At 75.3% G+C, this 19,249-nt stretch carries 19 protein-coding genes; 9 read left to right on the top strand and 10 right to left on the bottom strand.

Annotated elements, in window-relative coordinates; translation table 11 throughout:
• Window positions 1-10: 10 nt before the first annotated feature.
• Window positions 11-514: a nucleotide triphosphate diphosphatase NUDT15 gene (locus tag LG632_RS15250; RefSeq protein ID WP_226727620.1), complete on the bottom strand. Its 504-nt coding sequence runs from the start codon at window positions 512-514 to the stop codon at window positions 11-13.
• Window positions 515-699: 185 nt separating this feature from the next.
• On the opposite strand from LG632_RS15250, the gene LG632_RS15255 reads away from it, so the two are divergent.
• Window positions 700-2,112, top strand: a complete 1,413-nt coding sequence (locus LG632_RS15255) for an NAD(P)/FAD-dependent oxidoreductase (protein ID WP_226727622.1) — start codon at window positions 700-702, stop codon at window positions 2,110-2,112.
• On the opposite strand, the gene LG632_RS15260 is transcribed toward LG632_RS15255, so the two are convergent.
• Window positions 2,090-3,832 (bottom strand): serine/threonine-protein kinase, encoded by a 1,743-nt coding sequence (locus LG632_RS15260; protein WP_226727624.1) that lies wholly within the window; start codon window positions 3,830-3,832, stop codon window positions 2,090-2,092. The two genes, LG632_RS15255 and LG632_RS15260, sit on opposite strands and share 23 nt — an antisense overlap.
• A 132-nt stretch (window positions 3,833-3,964) precedes the next feature.
• Window positions 3,965-5,044 carry an ATP-dependent DNA ligase gene (locus LG632_RS15265; protein ID WP_226727627.1) on the bottom strand — a complete coding sequence of 360 codons (1,080 nt, stop codon included), beginning with the start codon at window positions 5,042-5,044 and terminating at the stop codon, window positions 3,965-3,967.
• A gap of 75 nt (window positions 5,045-5,119) precedes the next feature.
• Here LG632_RS15265 and ligD point away from each other — a divergent pair, with 75 nt between their 5' ends.
• Both ligD and LG632_RS15275 read left to right on the top strand, forming a co-directional pair.
• Window positions 5,120-6,139, top strand: a complete 1,020-nt coding sequence (ligD, locus tag LG632_RS15270; RefSeq protein WP_226727628.1) for a non-homologous end-joining DNA ligase — start codon at window positions 5,120-5,122, stop codon at window positions 6,137-6,139.
• A gap of 138 nt (window positions 6,140-6,277) precedes the next feature.
• Window positions 6,278-6,523, top strand: a complete 246-nt coding sequence (locus LG632_RS15275) for a WhiB family transcriptional regulator (protein ID WP_226727630.1) — start codon at window positions 6,278-6,280, stop codon at window positions 6,521-6,523.
• A 214-nt stretch (window positions 6,524-6,737) separates the two neighbouring features.
• Here LG632_RS15275 and LG632_RS15280 read toward each other — a convergent pair whose 3' ends face one another.
• The 3 genes from LG632_RS15280 to ssgD all read right to left on the bottom strand — a co-directional run bounded on the left by LG632_RS15280 (window position 6,738) and on the right by ssgD (window position 10,197).
• A complete protein-coding gene (locus LG632_RS15280) occupies window positions 6,738-7,709 on the bottom strand; it encodes an acyl-ACP desaturase (protein ID WP_226727631.1) in 972 nt (323 codons plus the stop codon).
• Window positions 7,710-7,901: 192 nt separating this feature from the next.
• On the bottom strand, window positions 7,902-9,545 hold the full coding sequence (locus tag LG632_RS15285) for an ABC-F family ATP-binding cassette domain-containing protein (RefSeq protein WP_226727633.1): 1,644 nt from the start codon (window positions 9,543-9,545) through the stop codon (window positions 7,902-7,904).
• 235 nt (window positions 9,546-9,780) lie between these two features.
• Window positions 9,781-10,197, bottom strand: coding sequence for a spore wall synthesis regulator SsgD (ssgD, locus tag LG632_RS15290; RefSeq protein WP_226727635.1), 417 nt, complete (start codon window positions 10,195-10,197; stop codon window positions 9,781-9,783).
• A gap of 322 nt (window positions 10,198-10,519) precedes the next feature.
• On the opposite strand from ssgD, the gene LG632_RS15295 reads away from it, so the two are divergent.
• A complete protein-coding gene (locus tag LG632_RS15295) occupies window positions 10,520-11,761 on the top strand; it encodes a WD40/YVTN/BNR-like repeat-containing protein (protein WP_226727638.1) in 1,242 nt (413 codons plus the stop codon).
• Window positions 11,762-11,831: 70 nt separating this feature from the next.
• Window positions 11,832-12,452, top strand: a complete 621-nt coding sequence (locus LG632_RS15300; protein ID WP_226727639.1) for a DEAD/DEAH box helicase family protein — start codon at window positions 11,832-11,834, stop codon at window positions 12,450-12,452.
• Here LG632_RS15300 and LG632_RS15305 read toward each other — a convergent pair.
• Window positions 12,375-13,457, bottom strand: coding sequence for an FAD-dependent oxidoreductase (locus tag LG632_RS15305; RefSeq protein WP_226727641.1), 1,083 nt, complete (start codon window positions 13,455-13,457; stop codon window positions 12,375-12,377). The two genes, LG632_RS15300 and LG632_RS15305, sit on opposite strands and share 78 nt — an antisense overlap.
• A gap of 136 nt (window positions 13,458-13,593) precedes the next feature.
• Between LG632_RS15305 and LG632_RS15310 the strand changes: the two genes are divergently transcribed.
• Window positions 13,594-14,187, top strand: coding sequence for a TetR/AcrR family transcriptional regulator (locus LG632_RS15310; protein WP_226727643.1), 594 nt, complete (start codon window positions 13,594-13,596; stop codon window positions 14,185-14,187).
• A gap of 156 nt (window positions 14,188-14,343) precedes the next feature.
• Here LG632_RS15310 and LG632_RS15315 read toward each other — a convergent pair whose 3' ends face one another.
• Window positions 14,344-14,643 (bottom strand): YciI family protein, encoded by a 300-nt coding sequence (locus LG632_RS15315; protein ID WP_226727677.1) that lies wholly within the window; start codon window positions 14,641-14,643, stop codon window positions 14,344-14,346.
• A gap of 25 nt (window positions 14,644-14,668) precedes the next feature.
• Between LG632_RS15315 and LG632_RS15320 the strand changes: the two genes are divergently transcribed.
• Window positions 14,669-15,379: an endonuclease V gene (locus LG632_RS15320; RefSeq protein WP_226727645.1), complete on the top strand. Its 711-nt coding sequence runs from the start codon at window positions 14,669-14,671 to the stop codon at window positions 15,377-15,379.
• 76 nt (window positions 15,380-15,455) lie between these two features.
• Here the strand turns inward: LG632_RS15320 and LG632_RS15325 are convergent, their stop codons facing one another.
• The gene (locus LG632_RS15325) at window positions 15,456-16,466 is read right to left on the bottom strand and encodes an ArsR/SmtB family transcription factor (protein ID WP_226727647.1); all 1,011 of its coding nucleotides are present in this window, start codon (window positions 16,464-16,466) and stop codon (window positions 15,456-15,458) included.
• 67 nt (window positions 16,467-16,533) lie between these two features.
• On the opposite strand from LG632_RS15325, the gene LG632_RS15330 reads away from it, so the two are divergent.
• Window positions 16,534-17,442, top strand: a complete 909-nt coding sequence (locus LG632_RS15330) for an aldo/keto reductase (RefSeq protein ID WP_226727648.1) — start codon at window positions 16,534-16,536, stop codon at window positions 17,440-17,442.
• 47 nt (window positions 17,443-17,489) lie between these two features.
• Here the strand turns inward: LG632_RS15330 and LG632_RS15335 are convergent, their stop codons facing one another.
• Entirely contained in the window at window positions 17,490-18,689 is a 1,200-nt protein-coding gene (locus LG632_RS15335; protein WP_226727650.1) for a saccharopine dehydrogenase family protein, read from the bottom strand.
• 92 nt (window positions 18,690-18,781) lie between these two features.
• On the opposite strand from LG632_RS15335, the gene LG632_RS15340 reads away from it, so the two are divergent.
• Complete coding sequence (locus LG632_RS15340; protein ID WP_226727651.1) at window positions 18,782-19,177, top strand: MmcQ/YjbR family DNA-binding protein; 396 nt, start codon at window positions 18,782-18,784, stop codon at window positions 19,175-19,177.
• The last annotated feature ends 72 nt before the right edge of the window (window positions 19,178-19,249 follow it).

Below are 19,249 nucleotides of genomic sequence, written 5' to 3' on the forward strand. Positions count from 1 at the left end.
CGGGGCCGGTCTACGGCGCGGTCGGCCCGCCGACCGGGTAGTCGTACGACGGGACGTCCGGGAGCTGGGGGAGATCGGGGCGCCAGGTGCGCAGGACCGCGGCCGAGGGGGCGTAGAGCGCGGCGGGGATGTCGGCCGGGGCGAACCACTCCCACCGGGCGATCTTGTGCGGCTCGGTCACGGTGGGGGTGCCCTCGGCGGACCGGGTCACCGCGGCGGCGGTCAGCCGGGTCACGGGCGAGCCCGCCTCGATCTGCACGGCGAGGACCTCGATGCCGTCGGGCTCCACCCGCAGTGCCGTCTCCTCGGCGAGTTCGCGCGCGGCGGCGCGCTCGAAGCCCTCACCCGGGTCCACCTTCCCGCCGGGCAGTTCCCAGCGGCCGTCGTGCGCCTGGCCGAGCAGGACCCGGCCGCTGGCGCCGAGCACGATCAGCCCGACCCCGACGACGGCGTTGGGCTGCGGGACGGCCCGCTCGGGGCGCTCGCGGTCGGGGCGGGGTGCGGCGGTGGTCATGGACGTCCTTCCGGTCGGTCGGGGGCGCGCTCCGGTGTGCTCCGGCGTGCTCCGGCGTACGTCGATCTTCCCAACTGCCACCGGCAGGCGGGGCCCCGGCCACCGGCCGGGTGTTTCGGGCGGGGCGGCGCAGCGCAGGCTCTGGTCGGTGTGATCGTCGTACGACCGGTCGGACGGGGGGCGTCATGGCACATCTACTGGTGGTCGGGGGCGGCATCGGGGGGCTCGCCACCGCGTTGCTGGCCGCGCGGCACGGGCACACGGCCGAGCTGTTCGAGCGGGACACCCGCGCGCCGGGGGCCGCGCTCGACCGGGACTTCTTCGGCTGGCGCCGGCCCGCCGTGCCGCAGGCCAACCAGCCGCACACCCTGCTGGGCGCCGCGCGCGCCGTGCTGCGCGAGGAACTGCCCGACGTCCACGCCGAGATGCTCCGGCTCGGCGCCCGCGAACGGCACGAGCTCGACTGGTTCGACGTACGGCCGCCCGCCCGGCCCGGCGACGAGGACCTGGTCATGCTCCAGGCCCGCCGGATCGTGCTGGAGAGCGCCCTGACCACGGCGCTGCGCGCCGAGCCCGGCGTGGTCTGCCGCTACGGGGAACCGGTCACCGGCCTGGTGACCGAGGCCGCGCCGGGCGCGCCGGGAGCGCCGCGCGTGACGGGCGTGCGCACGGCGGCCGGCCGGTACGTCGGCGACCTCGTGGTGGACGCGGGCGGTCGGCGGGGTGTCACCGAGCGCTGGCTGGCCGCGGCCGGCTGCCGCCCCGGCGTGGTCGAGCGGCACCGCACCGGGCTGGCGTACTTCTGCCGCTGGTACCGGCTGCCGCCGGGCACGGCCGAGGGGCCCCGCCGCCCCTGGACCGTGGCGGGCGGCCACTTCGCCGGCTGCGCCGTCTTCCCCGCCGACAACCGGACCTTCGCCGTCGCCCTGTTCGTCCACACGGGCGACCCGACCCGGACCGCCCTGCGCGACCCGGCCGTCTTCGAGGCGGCGGCCCGCTGCTTCACCCCGGGCGCGGTCTGGCTCGACCTGGGCGCGCAGCCGCTGTCCGAGGTGTGGGCCACCGCCGGGCTGGACAACCGCTGGTGCGCCCTCGTGGACGAACAGGGGCCGGTGGTCACCGGCTTCGTCCCCGTCGGCGACGCCGTCACGCACACCAACCCCACCCTCGCCCAGGGGGCCTCGCTCACCCTGTGGGCCGCCCTACGGATCGCCCGTACGGCCGGCCACCGCGACCCCGGCTCGGCCGCCTACGCCGTGGCCCACCACGCCTGGGCGGTGCGCACCCTCAAGCCGTGGTTCGACTTCCAGGTCGGCGCCGACGCCGCCGTCGGCGAGCGCTACGCCACCGGGGCCCCGCGGACCGGCGCCGCCCGCGAGGCCGCGGCGCTCTTCGACTGCGCCCTGGACGACCCGGAGGTCATGCGCGCCCGCGCCCGCGTCCGCCACCTGGCCGAGGCCCCCGAACGGGCCTACGCCGACCCGGTGGTCCGCGCCCGGGTGGCCCAGTGGCTCGCGGCCCGCCCGGACTACGTCCCCGGCGCCGCCGGCCCGGACCGGGAGACGTGGGAGAAGGTCACGGGGTCGGGGGCGGGATGACGAAGTCGGACGCGGGCACCCACCGCTGCCCGCCGTGCGCGGCCAGGGCGTCGAGGAGCTCCTTGCGCTGCCGCGAGGTCAGGGGGCCGAGGACGCAGACGGGAAGGCGCCCGGTCGGCCGCGCCACCGGCGCCCGCGGGTCGGCGTAGGGCCAGCCGGCCGGCCGGACCGCGGCCGACGCCGGGACACCGGGGACGAGGTCGAGGTGGAGGCCGCTGAACCGGAGCTGCGAGGGCCCCTGGACCTCCTCGACGACCACGCGCCGGACGGTGTCCCAGGCGAAGTGGTTCCGGTCGGCCGCGCCGCCAACGGTGATGCCCGTCGGCCCCACCTCCAGGCGCCAGGGGGAGCCCTGCACGCGGAACGAGGCGTCCCGGAGAGCCTTCACGGTGTCGGTGACGGCGCCCCCCACGCCGGCGAGTCCCGCGAGGCCGAGCAGCCCGGCCAGGGTGAACAGCAGCGGCCAGGCGCCGTCGATGTCGCCGTCGGGACCGCTGCCGACCAGGCCGGTGCGGAAGGGGACGTAGAAGGAGGCCGCGGCGGCGGCCGACAGCAGCAGAGACCGGAGCCAGTTCTTCCGTAGGGCCGGTCCCCGCGCGTAGGAGGCCAGCGGCTCCTCGCCGGTCCAGACGACGTCGAAGCCGGCGGCGGCCCGGCGGGCGGGTGCCGGCGGGCGGTGGAGCGGCCGGGTGGCCCCGTGCGCGACGACCCGCCGGGCCGCGCCGGCCAGGCGGGACAGCAGGGCCCGGCGCTCGGCGGCGGCGTCGGGGGCGGCGTCGGCGTGGGTGTCGCCCTCGGCCCGGGCGTCGGCGGAGCCGGGGCCGTGGGCGTCGGCGTCCTCGGCCCGGGTGTCCTCGGAGCCGGTGTCGTGGGCGTCGGCGGGGGCCCGCAGGCCGCGCAGGGCCTGGATGCGGTCGCGGACCTCGCGCGCGGTCGCCGGCCGGCGGGCCGGGTCGCGGTCGAGGAGGGCGGCCACCAGGCCGGTCAAGGCGGGCGGCAGGCCCGGCCGGACGGTGTCCAGGCGCGGCGCGTCCTCGTCGAGCTTCCGGCGGATCACGGCCAGCGGGTGGTGCCCGCTGAACGGCGGCCGGCCGGTCAGCAGGGTGAAGAGCACGGACCCCAGCGCGTAGAGGTCGGACCGCTCGTCGCCCCGGGCGGAGAGGAACTGCTCCGGCGCGCCGTACTCGGCGGTGCCGGCCGGACTCAGCTGGGAGGAGCGGGCCACGGCGGTGAACGCGGTCTGGAGGAAACCGGCGATCCCGAAGTCGACGACCTTGACCTCGTGGTCGCGGGTGAGCATCACATTGTGCGGCTTGATGTCGTAGTGCACCACGCCCGCCCGGTGCGCGGCGACCAGCGCCGTGCAGATCCCCTCGGCGAGCGCCAGCGCCTCGCCGAGGGGGAGGGGCGCACCGGAACGCAGGCGTTCGCTCAGCGGTCGGCCGTCGACCTTCTCCATGACGAGGAACAGCACGTCCTCGTGGGTGCCGCGGTCGTACATGGCGGCCACGTTCGGATGGGTGATCCGGGCCGCCGCCACCGCCTCCCGTTCGAACCGCTGCGCCAGCTCCGGTACCGCGTCCCGGTCCAGGGCGAGCACCTTGACCGCGACGTCCCGGTGCAGGCTCCGGTCCCGTGCCGCCCACACCTCGCCCATCCCGCCCCGGCCCAGCCGCTCCACCAACGCGTAGCGTCCTGCGACCAGTTCGCCGCTGTGCATGTCGCCCACCCCACCCCTGCCGGCGCCCGTCAGCCGGACGGTGCGCAGATCTTCGCTCCGCGGGCGGCACGGCAGCAAGGACGTTGCGCGCAATTGCGGCGATCGAAGGACGGGGCGGTCCTCACCCCCGGGTCACCGGGGCGGGGCGCCGCCGAGCACCTCGGCGAGGTCGTAGCCGACGACCTCCTCCAGCTGGGCGTACGTACAGCTCTCGGGGGTGCGGTCGGGGCGCCAGCGGCGGAACTGGGCCGTGTGGCGGAAGCGGTCGCCCTCCATGTGGTCGTAGGCCACCTCGCAGACCCGGTCGGGGCGCAGCGGGAGCCAGGAGAGGTCCTTCTTGCCCGTCCAGCGGCTCACGGCGCCGGGCAGCCGCGCGCTCTCGTGGGCGCTCTCGTCCGTCCAGGCCGCCCACGGGTGCCCGGCGGTGGCGTCGCCCTCCAGCAGCAGCGGGGCCAGTTCGTCGACGAGCTCGGCGCGGCGCTTCATGGGGAAGGCGGCGCAGACGCCCACGTGCTGGAGGGCGCCGTGCTCGTCGTACAGGCCGAGCAGCAGCGATCCGACGATCGGACCGCTCTTGTGGAAACGGTAGCCCGCGACCACGACGTCGGCCGTACGCTCGTGCTTGATCTTGAACATGAGGCGTGCGTCGGGCCGGTAGGGCAGGTCGAGCGGTTTGGCGACCACCCCGTCGAGCCCGGCGCCTTCGAACTGCTCGAACCACCGCTGCGCGAGGTCGCGGTCGGTGGTCGCGGGCGCGAGATGGACGGGGGGTCGGGCCGTGGACAGGGCCTGGGTCAGTGCGGTGCGCCGGTCGGTGAGCGGAGCGTCGAGCAGTGCCTCGTCGCCGAGGGCGAGGAGGTCGAAGGCCACGAAACTGGCCGGGGTGGTCTCGGCCAGCATCCGCACGCGCGAGGCGGCGGGGTGGATCCGTTCCGTCAGGCGGTCGAAGTCCAGCCGCCCGCCGTGAACGATCACGATCTCGCCGTCCACGACGCAGCGCGGGGGCAGGTTCTCCTTCAGGGCCGCCGCCAGCTCCGGGAAGTAGCGGGTGAGGGTCTTGCCGGTCCGGCTGCCGATCTCGATCTCGTCGCCGTCGCGGTGCACGATCGACCGGAAGCCGTCCCACTTGCCCTCGTACTGCATGCCGTGGGGGATCTTGCTCACGGACTTGGCGAGCATCGGCTTCACGGGCGGCATCACGGGCAGATCCATGCCATCGATTCTGCGGTGATACGGACGGGCCCGCCCGGTATGCGCCGCCCGACGCCCGGGCCTACCGTGGCGCACATGGGTGCATCCGGAAAAGCGATCGAGCTGGACGCGGGCGGGCGGACGGTACGGCTGTCCAACCCGGACAAGGTGTACTTCCCCGCGCGCGGCCTGACGAAGCTGGACGTCGCCCAGTACTACCTCTCCGTGGCCGACGGCGTCCTGCGGGCCCTGCGCAACCGGCCCACCACGCTGGAGCGCTACCCGGACGGGGTGGAGGGGGAGTCGTTCTTCCAGAAGCGCGCCCCCAAGAACCTGCCGGACTGGATCCCGACCGCCCACATCGCCTTCCCCAGCGGGCGCACGGCCGACGAGATCTGCCCGACCGAGCCGGCCGCGGTGCTGTGGGCGGCCAACCTCGGCTGCCTGACCTTCCACCCCTGGCCGGTGCGCCGCGAGGACACCGACCGGCCCGACGAGCTCCGCATCGACCTCGACCCGCAGCCGGGCACCGACTACCACCACGCGGTGATCGCCGCGCACGAGCTGCGCGACGTGCTGGACGAGCTCGGTCTGCGCGGCTGGCCCAAGACCTCCGGCGGCCGGGGCCTGCACGTCTTCGTGCCGATCGAGCCGCGCTGGACCTTCACCGAGGTGCGGCGCTGCGCGATCGCCATCGGCCGGGAGCTGGAGCAGCGGATGCCGGGGCGGGTCACCACGGCCTGGTGGAAGGAGGAGCGCGGAGAGCGGATCTTCGTGGACTACAACCAGACGGCCCGCGACCGCACCATCGCCTCCGCCTACTCCGTACGCCCCCGCCCCCACGCCCCGGTCTCGGCGCCCTTGACCTGGTCCGAGCTGGACTCGGCCGAGCCCCGCGACTTCGACATCACCACCATGCCCGCCCGCTACGCCGAACTCGGCGACCTCCACGCGGACATGGACGACCACGCCTTCCCCCTGGACGCCGCCCTGGAACTGGCCGCGCGTCAGGAGCAGGACCACGGCGTGGGCGACATGCCGTACCCGCCGGACTACCCGAAGATGCCGGGCGAACCCAAACGGGTCCAGCCGAGCCGGGCCAAGAAGGAGAAGTGACCGGCGGCCGCCGCGGGTCGCGGGCGGCCGATGTCAGTGCCGTGTGCCATGCTCGGCCGGCGGGCTGGACGCACCGGATGGACGCGCGTTGATCGGTCGTTGATCGGACGTACAGCAGGGCTGGTCAGGATCTCCCGCATGGCGATCAACACGAGCACCACCGCACCTGCATGGCACGAACTCGCACTCTGCGCGCAGACGGGACCGGACTTCTTCTTCCCCGAGCCCGGCACCTCGGTCCGCGACGCGAAGCGGCTGTGCGGGGCGTGCGAGGGGCGGGCGGGGTGCTTGGAGTACGCCCTCGCCAACGACGAGCGCTTCGGGGTGTGGGGCGGGCTCTCGGAGAGCGAGCGGCACGCCCTGCGCTCCAGCTCCCGCCGCTGAGGCCCCGGCCCTCGCGCCCAAGGGCGCCCCGGCGCCCAGGCCCCCCGCACCACCGCGCCGCCCGGCAGAGGCGCAGCTCTGCCAGGGGCGGCGGTCGGCGGTCAGCGGGCCGGTGGGTCCTGTGGCCGGTCCGGCGGGTCCCGTGTGAGGTCCGGCGGGCTCGGCGGGTCCTGTGTGAGGTCCGGCGGGCTCGGCGGGTCCGGTGGCGGCCGGTTCAGCCCTTGCGGGCCGCCAGGCGGGCGGCGCGGGCGGCCAGCCGCTCGTCGAACTTGCGGGCCTCGGCGTCCAGCCCGTTGAGGTACAGCCCCAGCTCCTCCTGCGCCTTCTGGCCCTCAGGACCGAGGTCCTTGATCTCCATGACCTTCAGGAAGCGCAGCACCGGCGCGAGCACGTCGTCGTGGTGGATCCGCAGGTTGTAGATCCCGCCGATGGCCATCTGCGCGGCCGCCCGCTCGAAGCCGGGCATGCCGTGACCGGGCATCCGGAAGTTGACCACCACGTCGCGCACCGCCTGCATCGTGAGGTCGGGGGCGAGCTCGAAGGCCGCACCCAGCAGGTTGCGGTAGAAGATCATGTGCAGGTTCTCGTCGGTGGCGATCCGCGCGAGCATCCGGTCGCAGACCGGGTCGCCGGACTGGTGCCCGGTGTTGCGGTGCGAGATGCGGGTGGCGAGCTCCTGGAAGGCGACGTACGCCACCGAGTGCAGCATCGAGTGGCGGTTGTCGGACTCGAAGCCCTCCGACATGTGCGCCATCCGGAACTCCTCCAGCTTGTCCGGGTCCACCGCCCGCGACGCCAGGAGGTAGTCGCGCATCACGATGCCGTGCCGGCCCTCCTCGGCGGTCCAGCGGTGCACCCAGGTGCCCCAGGCGCCGTCCCGGCCGAAGAGGGTCGCGATCTCGTGGTGGTAGCTGGGGAGGTTGTCCTCGGTCAGCAGGTTGACGACCAGCGCGATCCGGCCGACGTCGGTGACCTTGGACTGGCCGGGCTCCCAGGCCTCGCCGTCCTCGAAGAAGGCCGGGAAGTTGCGCCCGTCGCCCCACGGCACGTACTCGTGCGGCATCCAGTCCTTGACGACCTTCAGATGGCGGTTGAGCTCCTTCTCCACGACCTCTTCCAGCGCGTACAGCAGCTTGGCGTCGGTCCACGCCTGCGAGCTGCCGAGGTGGGGAGAGGTGATCGTCACGGGTGCTCCTGGGGACATGCGAATTACCTACGGTTCCGTAGCCTACGACCCCGTAGGTTAAGCGCGACGTGAAGGCCAGCCAAGCCCCCCGGATGGGTATGGCCCCTTACGTTGTGTTATGTCCGCAGTTGAGGCCCACTCGTGTGGGCCTCCACCGCCCCTTTTTGTCCCGCCAAGCTCACCTCTTGGCGTTCACATCACCTCCCGGAGCTCTTCCACCGACGTCGGCCGCAGCCCGCCGGTGTCCACCAGCACCCACCGGGTGATCCCGATCGACTCCAGGAAGGGCAGGTCGTGGCTGGCCACCAGCAGGGCGCCCTCGTACGCGTCCAGGGCCCCGGCCAGGTGCCGTACGCTCGCCAGGTCGAGGTTGTTGGTGGGTTCGTCCAGCATCAGCAGCTGCGGTGCCGGCTCGGCCAGCAGCAGCGCCGCCAGCGTCGCGCGGAACCGTTCGCCGCCCGACAAGGTGCCCGCCGGCTGGTCGCCGCGGGCGCCGCGGAACAGGAAGTGCGCCAGCCGCGCCCGGATCCGGTTCGGGGTGGCGTCGGGTGCGAAGCGCGCCGCGTTCTCCACCACCGACCGGCTGTCGTCCAGCACGTCGAGGCGCTGCGGCAGGAACCGCGCGGGCACGTGTGTGACCGCCTCCCCGGCCGCGGGCTCGATCAGCCCGGCCACCGTGCGCAGCAAGGTGGTCTTGCCCGCTCCGTTGCGCCCCACCAGTGCCACCCGCTCCGGACCGCGCACCTCCCACTCCACCGGCAGCGCCGGGCCGTGGGCGGGCTGCAGCCCGTGCAGGGTCAGTACGACCCGGCCCGGCGGGACCCGGGTCGCCGGCAGCTCGACGCGGATCTCGTCGTCGTCGCGGACCGCCTCGCGCGCCTGGCCCAGGCGTTCACGGGCCTGGGCCAGCCGGTCCTGCTGGGTGGCGCGCAGCTTGCCGGCCGACTCCTGGGCGGAGCGCTTGAGGGTGTTCGCGACGATCTTCGGGGCCCGCCGGTTCTCCTCCATCTTGCGCGCGTAGCGCCTGCGGCGGGCCAGGGCGTGCTGGGTGTCGACGAGTTCGCGCTTCTGCCGCTGGACGTCGGCCTCCGCCGCCCTGACGCCGCGCAAGGCGGCCTCCTGCTCGGCGGCGACCTGCTCCTCGTAGGCCGTGAAGTTGCCTCCGTACCAGCGCACTTCGCCGTCGCGCAGCTCGGCGATCTGGTCGACCCGGTCGAGCAGCTCGCGGTCGTGGCTGACCAGGAGCAGCACGCCGGGCCAGGAGTCCACGGCCGCGTGCAGGCGCCGCCGGGCCCGCAGGTCCAGGTTGTTGGTGGGCTCGTCGAGCAGGAGGACGTCGGGCCGGGCGAGGAGCAGCGCCGCCAGCCGCAGCAGCACGGACTCACCGCCCGACAGTTCACCGACGGTGCGGTCCAGGTCCGGGGCGAGGCCGAGTTGGGACAGCAGGGCCAGGGCGCGCTCCTCGACGTCCCAGTCGTCGCCGACGGCCGCGAGGTTCTCCTCGGTGACCTCGCCCGCCTCGACGGCGTGCAGGGCGGCCCGGGTCGTGGCGATCCCGAGGACCTCGTCCACCCGCAGGGCGGTGCGGAGCGTGACGTCCTGGGGGAGGTAGCCGACCGAGCCGGCGACCGAGAGCTGGCCCTCGCTCGGGGCGAGTTCCCCGGCGAGGAGCTTCAACAGGGTGGACTTGCCGGACCCGTTGCGCCCGATCAGGGCGGTGCGGCCGGGGCCGACGACGAGGTCGAGTCCGTCGAGGACGGGCGTGCCGTCCGGCCAGTCGAAGCCGAGCGCGGAGCAGGTGACGTAGGCAGGGGTGTGCGCAGGGGCGTGGCTCATGGAGGCCTCCAGGTTGCGGGAGTGGTGCAGTGCAACGTGGGGAGACACCGGCGACCCACGGGTCGGGAGGGGTGTCTCGGACCTCAGAAGTGCAACGTCCTGCTCCGATCGGACGGGGATGGGCCGTCATCGAAGCTAAAGGGGCCGCCGGGCGGCCGCAACGCAATTACCGGGACGGGCGCGGGGGCGGCGGACCGCTCGCGAAGCGCCGCCCGGCAGCCGCCCGCGCGAGCCGTCAGTGCGAGTCGCGCATGAGTTCCGCGAGCCCGTGGTCCACGTCCAGGTAGAGGTGCTCCAGGCCCGCCGGGACCAGGGCGGTGGCCCGCTCCAGGAACCGGTGCAGGTCCGCGGTCTCCATCAGGACGATGGCCACCCCCTCCGGGGCGTGGAACTCCACGACCGTGCGGTCCGGTCCGTACGGGCGCACGCGCACGTCCCCGAAGCCGGCGGGTCGGCTCACGCCGGTCTCCAGCAGCTCGCGGCCGAACGTCCACGACACCTCGACGCCCTCCAGCGTCGCCGGCGCGGGGAAGGCCATGCGCACGGCGAACGGGTCCGACCGGTCGTAGCAGAGCGTGACGGGAAGGGTCTCGACCTTCGGGGCGGTGGCGACCAGACGGGCCTGCACGGTCTGCTCGATGACGGTGATCAAGGCTCGCTCCCTTACGGCGGATCCGGGCGGCGGGCCGGGGGTGGTGCCCGCATCTGCATAGACGCCGGAATCGGCGAATCCGTGCATGCGAGGGGGACGTGAGCTGTGTCACTGAATGGCTGATTCCGCACTGTTGCGTGACGGCGGCGGGGCGTAGGCGCCGGGTCTTCGATGTTCGGCGGGGCGGGGGAGGGCTGGAGGGGCTCTGGAGGATGGCCTGAATTCGCTCACTCCACGAGAGCAAGACGCCGGCCGGCGGGAACGGCCCGACGGTGCGCGCACCCTGGACGGTGATCAGCGTGCTGCGTTAGCTTCCCGCCCCATGAGACCTCTGGGCATCGGTACGGGCATGGGCACGGGGATGTGCGCGGCAGTGTTGGCGGGCCTGCTGGCGGCCGCACCGGCGGCGCGGGCGGTGCAACCGCCGGACCCGACCGGCGCGGTGGCCGCAACCGCGACCGAGACCGGCGCCGCGGTCGGCACCGCCGCCGGTTCAGCCGCCGGTCCGGCCGCCGGTACCGGCCTGACCGGCGTCGGCTGGTCGCTCAAGGCCACCGGCAAAGAGGCCCGCTTCCGCGGCCTCGCCGCCGTCAGCCGCAGCACGGCATGGGTGTCGGGCTCCAAGGGGACCGTGCTGCGCACCGTCGACGGCGGCCGGACCTGGTCCGACGTCTCGCCGGCCGCGGCGGTGGCCGACGGCCTGGAACTGCGCGACATCGAGGCGTTCGACGCGCGGCGCGCGGTGGCCCTGTCCATCGGCGAGGGCGAGGACTCCCGGGTCTTCCGCACCGAAGACGGCGGCGCCACCTGGAGCGAAACCTTCCGCAACCCCGACCCCAAGGCGTTCTACGACTGCCTGACCTTCTCCGACCCGCGCCACGGGCTGGCCATGAGCGACCCGGTGGACGGCAAGTTCCGCATCCTGTCGACCGACGACGGCGGACGCAGCTGGCGGGTGCTGCCCGCCGACGGAATGCCCGCCGCCCTGCCGGGCGAGGCCGGCTTCGCGGCGAGCGGCCAGTGCCTGGTGAGCGCCGGGCCGCGGGACGTGTGGCTCGCCACCGGCGGGGGCGCGACGGCCCGTGTGCTGCACTCCGCCGACCGGGGCCTGACCTGGCGGGTGGCCGAGTCCACGGTGCCCGCCGGGGACCCGGCGAAGGGCGTCTTCGCCCTCGCGTTCCGCCACGACGGCTACGCCGCGCACGGCCTGGCCGTGGGCGGCGACTACCGCGCCGGCGAGGCCTCCCCGCGCGCCGCGGCCGTCTCCGCCGACTCCGGCCGCACCTGGCAGGCCGCCGACACCCCGCCGCCGGCGTACCGCTCGGGCGTGACCTGGCTCCCCTCCCACCCGGGCCTGCGCTCGGCCGCCCTGGCGGTCGGCCCGACCGGCACGGACGTCACGACGGACGCCGGCCGCACCTGGCGCCCGCTGGACACCGGCTCCTTCGACACGGTGTCCTGCGCCCGCCCCGCCCCCGGCGCCCGGCCGTACGAGGCGTGCTGGGCCGCGGGTGAGAAGGGCCGCGTGGCCCGGCTGGACACGACCGGGGCCGCCGGGAACTAGTCGGGCACGAGGCCGATCAGGGCGTCCCGGTGGGGCGCGCGGCGCGACCGGTCGGCGGGAGGGTGCGGTCATGGACCGAGCAGAGGTACTGCTCATCGGCGGGCGTGCCGGTGTCGGCAAGACGACGGTGGGGTGGGAGGTCTCGGCACGTCTGCGTGCCGCGACGGTCGCCCACTGCGTGGTCGAAGGCGACTGCATGGGCCAGGTCCATCCGGCCCCCGCCGGGGACCCGCACCGCAGGAAGATCGGCGAGCGCAATCTGACGGCCCTCTGGTCGAACTACGCCGAGCTCGGCCACCGCCGCTTGATCTACACCAACACGGTGAGCGTCCTCGCCGAGAACGAGGGCATGTTCCTGCGGGCCATGGGCGGGGACGTCAGGATCGTGCGGGTGCTGCTCACCGCGTCCGACGCCACCGCCCGCGAGCGGCTGACCGGCCGGGAGTTGGGCTCCGAGTTCGAGCAGGAGTGGCAGGCCAGCGTCCGCAGAGCGCGGATGCTGGATGAGCGGATGCCCCCGGACACGGTGCGGGTGGCGACCGACGGACGGACCGTGGTCGACATCGCGCGCGAGGTCGTGAGCGCCACCGGATGGCTGCCCAGGTGTGCTGTCCTAGGCCGGCAGGAGGCCGATCAGGGCGTCGCGGAGCGTCGGGCGGCGGGTGGTGACGAAGCGGTGCAGGGTCCGTGAGCCGAGGGCCACGCGCTGCGCGCTGCGGCGGCGCTCCGCGTCGTACGCGCGCAGGGCGGCGGGCAGCGCGGCGCTGCCGTGCGCGGCGACGGCGCGGGTGAGGGCCTCGGCGTCGAGGAGGGCGGTGCACGCGCCCTGGCCGAGGTTGGGCGTCATGGCGTGCGCCGCGTCGCCGACGAGGGCGACCCGGCCGGCGGAGACGAACGAGGGCAGCGCCGGGTGGAGGTGGCGCATCTCGTAGCGGATCCACGTGGCGGGGTCGGTTCCGGCGAGCAGGCGCGGGACCGGGTCGTGCCAGCCGTCGAACGCGGCCCGCAGGTCGGCGGCGGTCGTGGCCCCGGGCACGGCGGCGTACCAGTTGGTGCGGCCCGGCTCGACGGGCGTCATCCCGAAGAAGCGGCCCCGGCCCCAGGTCTCCCCGTGGATCTCGGTCTCGAAGTCGGCGATGCCGATCCAGGCGACGGTGCCGAGGGTGCGCACCCGGCTGCGGGTGCCGAAGTGGGCGGTGCGGACGGCGCTGTTGAGGCCGTCCGCGCCGACGACCAGGTCGGCGGTGAGGGTGCGCGGGTCGGTGAGCCGCTGCCCGTACTCGACGTCCGTGCCGCCGAGCCGGCCCAGTTCGGCGAGCAGCGCGTCGATCAGGTGGGGCCGGGAGACGAGGAGTTCGGGGCGGCCGGCCTTGCGTTCGACCCGTTCGAGGGGGAGGGCGGCGAGCACCGTGCCGTCGGGGCGCCGGATGTGGGCCCGGCGGTAGGGCAGGGCCCGCGCGCGGAGGGCCTCGCCGAGGCCGAGCCGGTCCAGGGCGGCCTGGGCGGTGGGGTGGATGCCGAAGGCGGTCCCGTAGCGCTCCGGGGTGCTGCGGCCCTCCAGGACCCGGACGGACCAGCCGGCCCGGCGCAGGCCGATCGCGGCGGCGAGGCCGCCGACGCCGGCGCCGACGACGACGGCCGTGCCGGGGGCGGGGGTGGTGTTCGTGCCGTTCTCGCCGTTCCGGTCGCTCTCCATGGCGTGCTCCTCGGTCCTCGGTCCTCGATCCGGACGAACAGGACGGCGCCGCGGGACGTCAGGGCAGGGGCGAGACGTCACTACCACGCCTGTGGTGCTACACCTGTGGTACCACGCCTGTGGTTATGCTGCCAAGGTGAATCAGGAGCGAAGGGACCGGCTGCGCGACGCGGCGCTCGCCGTACTGGCCGAGGCGGGCGGGCGGGGCCTGACCCACCGGGCCGTGGACGCCGCCGCACAGGTGCCTGCGGGCACCGCCAAGAACTACTTCCCGAGCCGCGACGCCCTGCTGCGCGGCGTGGCCGAGCGCTGCCTGGAGCAGTACCGGGCCGTGGCCGCCGCCCTGGCGGGGGCCGGGCCGGGGCCGTCCGACCGGGCCGGGCTCGCGGCCCTGATCGCCGCGCTGCTGCGGGACGTGGCCGGGCCCGGCCGGGCCCGCGTGCTGGCCTACCTGGAACTGCAGACCGAGGCCACCCGGCGGCCCTGGCTGGCCGCGCAGTTGGACCCGATCGCCGCCGGTGACTTCGCCGCGCACCGGTCGCTGCTGGCCGGCGCGGGCCTCCCGGCCGGGCCGGAGCAGGTCCGTGCGCTCACCCTGGCGCTGCACGGGGCCGTTCCGCACCTGCTGGCGGGCGCCCCGGAGACCTTGGCCGCGGCCGGACTCGACGACCTCGACGGCTTCGCGCGCGGCCTGCTGGCCCGGGTGTGCCCCGACGAGGGGACTGCCTGACGCCACGACGGCGACCGGCCGAAGACCGGGTGACCCACGGCGTCCGCGGCCGGCCCGGTGCGGTCGGCCGGCCCGCTGGCGTACATCGGGCCGCTGGCGTACGTCGGCCCGGTGCGGTCGGCGGTCCGCTGGCGTACGCCGGCCCCGTGGCGTCGGTCAGGTCGGCAGCGTCTCCCGGGCCGCGGCCAGGGAGGCGGACGTCTTGGTCGCTATGAACTCCGTGATGCGATAGGCGCACACGCCGGCCAGCACGAACGGGTCCCCCTGCGCGACGCGCTCGATCTCGGCCCGGGACATCCCCGTCGCGATGATGACGCCGCCGTCGCGCGGCACCTTGCGGCCGGAGGCGAGGAAGGTCCCGGCGGCGTAGTGCCCGTCGAGCCACGCGACGTGCGCGTCCAGGTGCTCATCGACGTCCTCGATCGGGGCGGTGTAGGTCAGCTCCATGACGAACATGATCGCCAGGCTACTCTCGGGCCCCATGACGAGCGTGCACACCCCCGCCGACGAGGCCGAGGCCCGGGCGGTGCAGGACGAATTGCGGAGCCGTGTCGTGTTCGACGAGCCGGGGCCGCCGCCCGGTCAGGGGCTCGTGGCCGGGGTGGACGTCGCCTACGACGACGAGCGGGACCTGGTCGCCGCCGCGGCCGTCGTCCTCGACGCGGCGACGCTCGACGTGGTCGAGCAGGCCACCGCCGTCGGGCGGGTCAGCTTCCCGTACGTCCCCGGCCTGCTCGCCTTCCGCGAGCTGCCCACCGTGCTCGCCGCGCTCGACGCGCTCACGGTCACGCCCGACCTGGTGGTGTGCGACGGCTACGGCCTCGCCCACCCCCGCCGGTTCGGGCTGGCCTGCCACCTCGGGGTGGTCACGGGCCGGCCCGTCATGGGCGTGGCGAAGAACCCCTTCACCTTCACCTGCGCCGAGCCGGGCCCCGCCCGCGGCGACGCCTCCGCGCTCGTCGCCGAGGACGGCTCCGAGGTGGGCCGCGCCCTGCGCACCCAGGACGGGATCAAGCCCGTCTACGTCTCCGTCGGGCACCGGATCTCGCTGGACAACGCCTGTGCGCACGCGCTGGCCCTGAGCCCGCGCTTCCGCATACCGGAGACCACCCGGCACGCCGACGCCCTGTGCCGCCGCGCCCTGCGCGCCGCCGTCGGCCACGGCGCGTCCGGGACGTCGTCGCAGCCGTAGGCCGTCTCTTTCCGGATCAGGCCGGGCCCGCGGTGCCTGGCACCGGCCTCGGGCGCAGAGGCCGTGGGCGAGGAGCTCACGGCCAGGAGCCGCGGGCCGAGGCCGCCCGAAGGAGGGTCTCGGCCGCGGCGGTGCGGGCGTAGAGGACCGATCGGCCGGCCCGGTGGGCGCTGACCAGGCCCGCGTCGCGCAGGGCGGTCAGGCACTGGGACACCCCGGCCGGGGAGAGCCCGGTGCGCTGGGCCAACCGGGTGGTGGAGGCCGGGGAGTCCAGTTCGGTCAGCAGCAGGGTGCGCGAGCGGCCCAGTACGGCGGCGAGGGCGCGGGTCCGGGCGGTCGGCCGCGGCGTCCACAACGAGCCCACCCCGCGGGCCGGATAGACGAGTTGGGGCGGGTCCGGGAGCGTCGTCCGGGTCCGCGGTCCCGGTCCGGTGAAGGCCGAGGGGATCAGCAGGAGCCCGGTACCCGCCGTGGCGCGGGTCAGCGGCTGCTTCCGCCCGGCGATCCGCAGCCCCGTGCCGTCCCAGCCCACCGAGGCGTGCAGGTCGTCGAGGAGCCGGCCCACGCCGTGCTCGGCCACCACGCGGGCCCGGTGGAGGACGTCCGCGTCGAGCACGTCCCGGATCCGCGCCCAGTAGGGGGCCAGGGCCAGCTCCCAGTAGGCCTCGATCTCCTCCGCGACCTTGGCCAGGCGCGTGTGCGGGTCGGCCTGCAGGGTCCGCAACCGGGGGCCGAGTGCTCCCTGGTGGCGGGCCAGGTGGTCCAGGTCCTGGCGGACCCGGTCGGCGGGGGAGGCGAGGATCGCGTCCCGCTCCGCCGCCGGCGTGGGGGCCGGTCCGCCCGGGGCGGGGTTGAGGAAGTCGGGGACGTAGCCGGTGGGCGGGATCAGCTCGGAGAGCCAGCCCCGGTCCAGCCCGGCGGCCACCACCCGCGGCCGTACCTGGTCGGTCCAGGCCCGGTGGACCGGATGCGCGGCGGCGGAGGCGAGGAGCCGGAAGCTGGGCGCGACCTCCCACATCGGCGACACGGCGAACCGCACCTGCGCCAGATCCCCGGCCGAGAACGCCAACTCTGCCAGGACGACCACTCCTCGACGGATTCAGGCATGTCCGAATCAATGGCGGCCCAGCCTAACGTGCGCAGATCATCCCCCCATGACCTCACAGACGATCACCGCGGCCGCGTCGGGCACCTACCGACTCGGCGACCTGACGGTCCACCGTGTCGGCTTCGGCGCCATGCGCCTGCCGCAGCACGGCGAGGCGTTCGCGGCGGACGCCGTCCCCCGCGACCGCGACCAGGCGGTCGCCGTGCTGCGCCGCGCGGTCGAGCTCGGCGTGAACCACATCGACACCGCCGCGTTCTACTTCTCGCCGCTGCGCTCCGCCAACGAGCTGATCAACCGGGCGCTGGCCCCCTACGGGGACGACCTCGTGCTGTCCACCAAGGTCGGACCGGGCCGCGACGCGGCGGGCGGCTGGCTGCCGCACGCCACCCCGGCGCAGCTGCGCGGCCAGGTCGAGGAGAACCTGCGCCAGCTCGGCCGCGACCATCTCGACGTGGTGAACCTGCGCGTCGTCGGCACCGGTTCCCTCGCCGAACGCTTCGGCGCCCTCGCCGAGCTGCGCGAGGCCGGACTCGTCCGCCACCTGGGCCTGTCCAACGTCCACCCCCACCACCTCGCCGAGGCCCGGGCGATCGCGCCGGTGGTCTGCGTGCAGAACATGTACGGCATCGGCGCGTCGCCCGAGCAGCGGGAGTTCCTGCGGCGGTGCGGCGAGCACGGCATCGCGTTCGTGCCCTTCTACTCGATCGCCGGCAGCGGACGCGAGCGCGGCGCGACCACCGGCGACGACCCGCGGGTGAGCGCCGTCGCCCGCTCCCACGGCGTGAGCGCGGCCCAGATCCGGCTGGCGTGGACCCTGCACCAGGGCCCCCACGTCCTGGCCATCCCCGGCACCGGCGACCTCGGCCACCTCGCCCAGAACGTGGCCGCGGGCGCGCTGCGCCTTTCCGCCGACGAACTCGCCCTGCTGGACTCCCCGGGGCCCGACCCCGCGTGAACCCCGGGCGCCGCCTCGCCGGTCGGGCCGGGCCGGGCGCGCCGGACTCAGCGGGCGTGCGCCACGCGGAAGCGGATGCCCGCCCGCTGGAGCCGGCCGAGCAGCGCGTCGCCCATCGCGACCGCCGTCGTGAGCTGACCGGCCCGCTCGGGCAGCTCGTCGTACGCCAGGCAGAGCGCCGACTCCGCGAGCATCTTGGCGGTCTCGCCGTAGCCGGGGTCGCCCCCCGAGACCTCGGTGAACACCCGGCGCCCGCCGCCCTCGCCGACGAACCGCACGCTGAACCAGCTGCGGGCCCGGCGCTCCGCGTCCGGCCCCCGCCCCGGCTCCCACCGGTCGATCAGCCACTGCCGGGCGGGCGGGACCTGCGCCAGCGCCGCCACGGCGCCGACGGCCGCGGCCCCGCCGAGGGCGATCGGCAGGTGCCGGACCGAGGCGTAGTGGCGGTAGCGGAAGTCGGGGCCGTAGCGGTCCAGCGCCGCCGCCGAACGGGCCACGATCCGCGGGTCCAGGGTGGGCAGCGGCAGCGCCCAGGTGCCGGTCGGGCGGCTGAACCGCGGCGCGCCCACCGGTCCCCGCACCCGCCGCTCCGGCAGCCGCGGCTCGTGCAGGCGGCGCCGGCGCGCGGCGGCCAGGGTCTGCGGCCCGCGGCCGAGCGCGGTCAGCGCGGAGGCGAGGGTGCCGCCGGAGAACAGCCCGCCGCCGCCCACGAACCCGTCGACGGTGAGCGGCACGCCCTCGGGCAGCTGCCGCACGGTGAAGTACGCGCCGAGGTCGGCCGGGACGGAGTCGAAGCCGCAGGCGTGCACGAGCCGCGCGCCCGTCTCGCGGGCCAGGGCGTCGTGCTCGACGTACACCCGGTCGACGAACTCCGGCTCGCCGGTGAGGTCGACGTAGTCGGTGCCGGCCTCGGCGCAGGCGGCGACCAGCTCCGTGCCGTACAGGACGTACGGTCCGACGGTCGTGGCCAGCACCCGGGTGGCGGCGGCCAGTTCGCGCAGGTTCCCGCGGTCGGCGGCGTCCGCGACCAGCAGCGGCAGCTTCGCGCACGCCGGGTGGAGCTCCGCCAGCCGCTCGCGCAGCCGCTCCAGCTTCGCCCGGTCGCGGCCCGCGAGGGCCCACCGGGTGCCCTCGGGGGCGTGCGCGGCGAGGTACTCGGCGGTCAGCGCCCCGACGAAGCCCGTCGCCCCGAAGAGCACGACGTCATACGTGCGTTCTGCGCCGACATGCCGAACCTGTCCGGTCATCACCGCTCCTCCCAGCCGTTGTCGGTGGCTGAGGCTAGCGTGAGGACCGACTGCTTGTGCGAGCAGGTGCGGCGTAGGGCGCGGGAGGCGCGGTGAAGGCAGTGGCGAAGGAAGCGGTCCGCAAGTGGGAGCAGGTGCGGGAGTTCGCACTGGGTCTCCCGGAGGCGGTGGAGGAGCATCCGTGGGGCCCGGAGAGCGGGGTGGTGAAGATCAACAAGAAGATCTTCGTCTTCCTGGGCACGGCGGACGGACCCGAGCCGCCCGGGCTCTCGGTCAAGCTCGTGGACGAGGCCCTGCACGGCCACGCGCTGACGGCCCCGGGCGCGGCGCCCACCGGGTACGGGCTGGGCCGGTCGGGCTGGGTGACGGTCCCGCTGGGGGAGCGGGGGGCGCCCAGCGCGGAGATGCTGTGCGAGTGGGTGGAGGAGAGCTACCGGACCGTCGCCCTCAAGCGGCACGTCAAGCTCCTGGACGAACGGGGGGTCTGAGCGGGGGCCGGGCCGGCGGGGCGGTACCGGGGTGCCGGGGGTGCCGGGCCGGCGGGGCCCGTGGCGGGCGCC

The sequence above is a fragment of the Streptomyces antimicrobicus genome (genome assembly GCF_020532625.1).
Taxonomy (GTDB): domain Bacteria; phylum Actinomycetota; class Actinomycetes; order Streptomycetales; family Streptomycetaceae; genus Streptomyces; species Streptomyces antimicrobicus.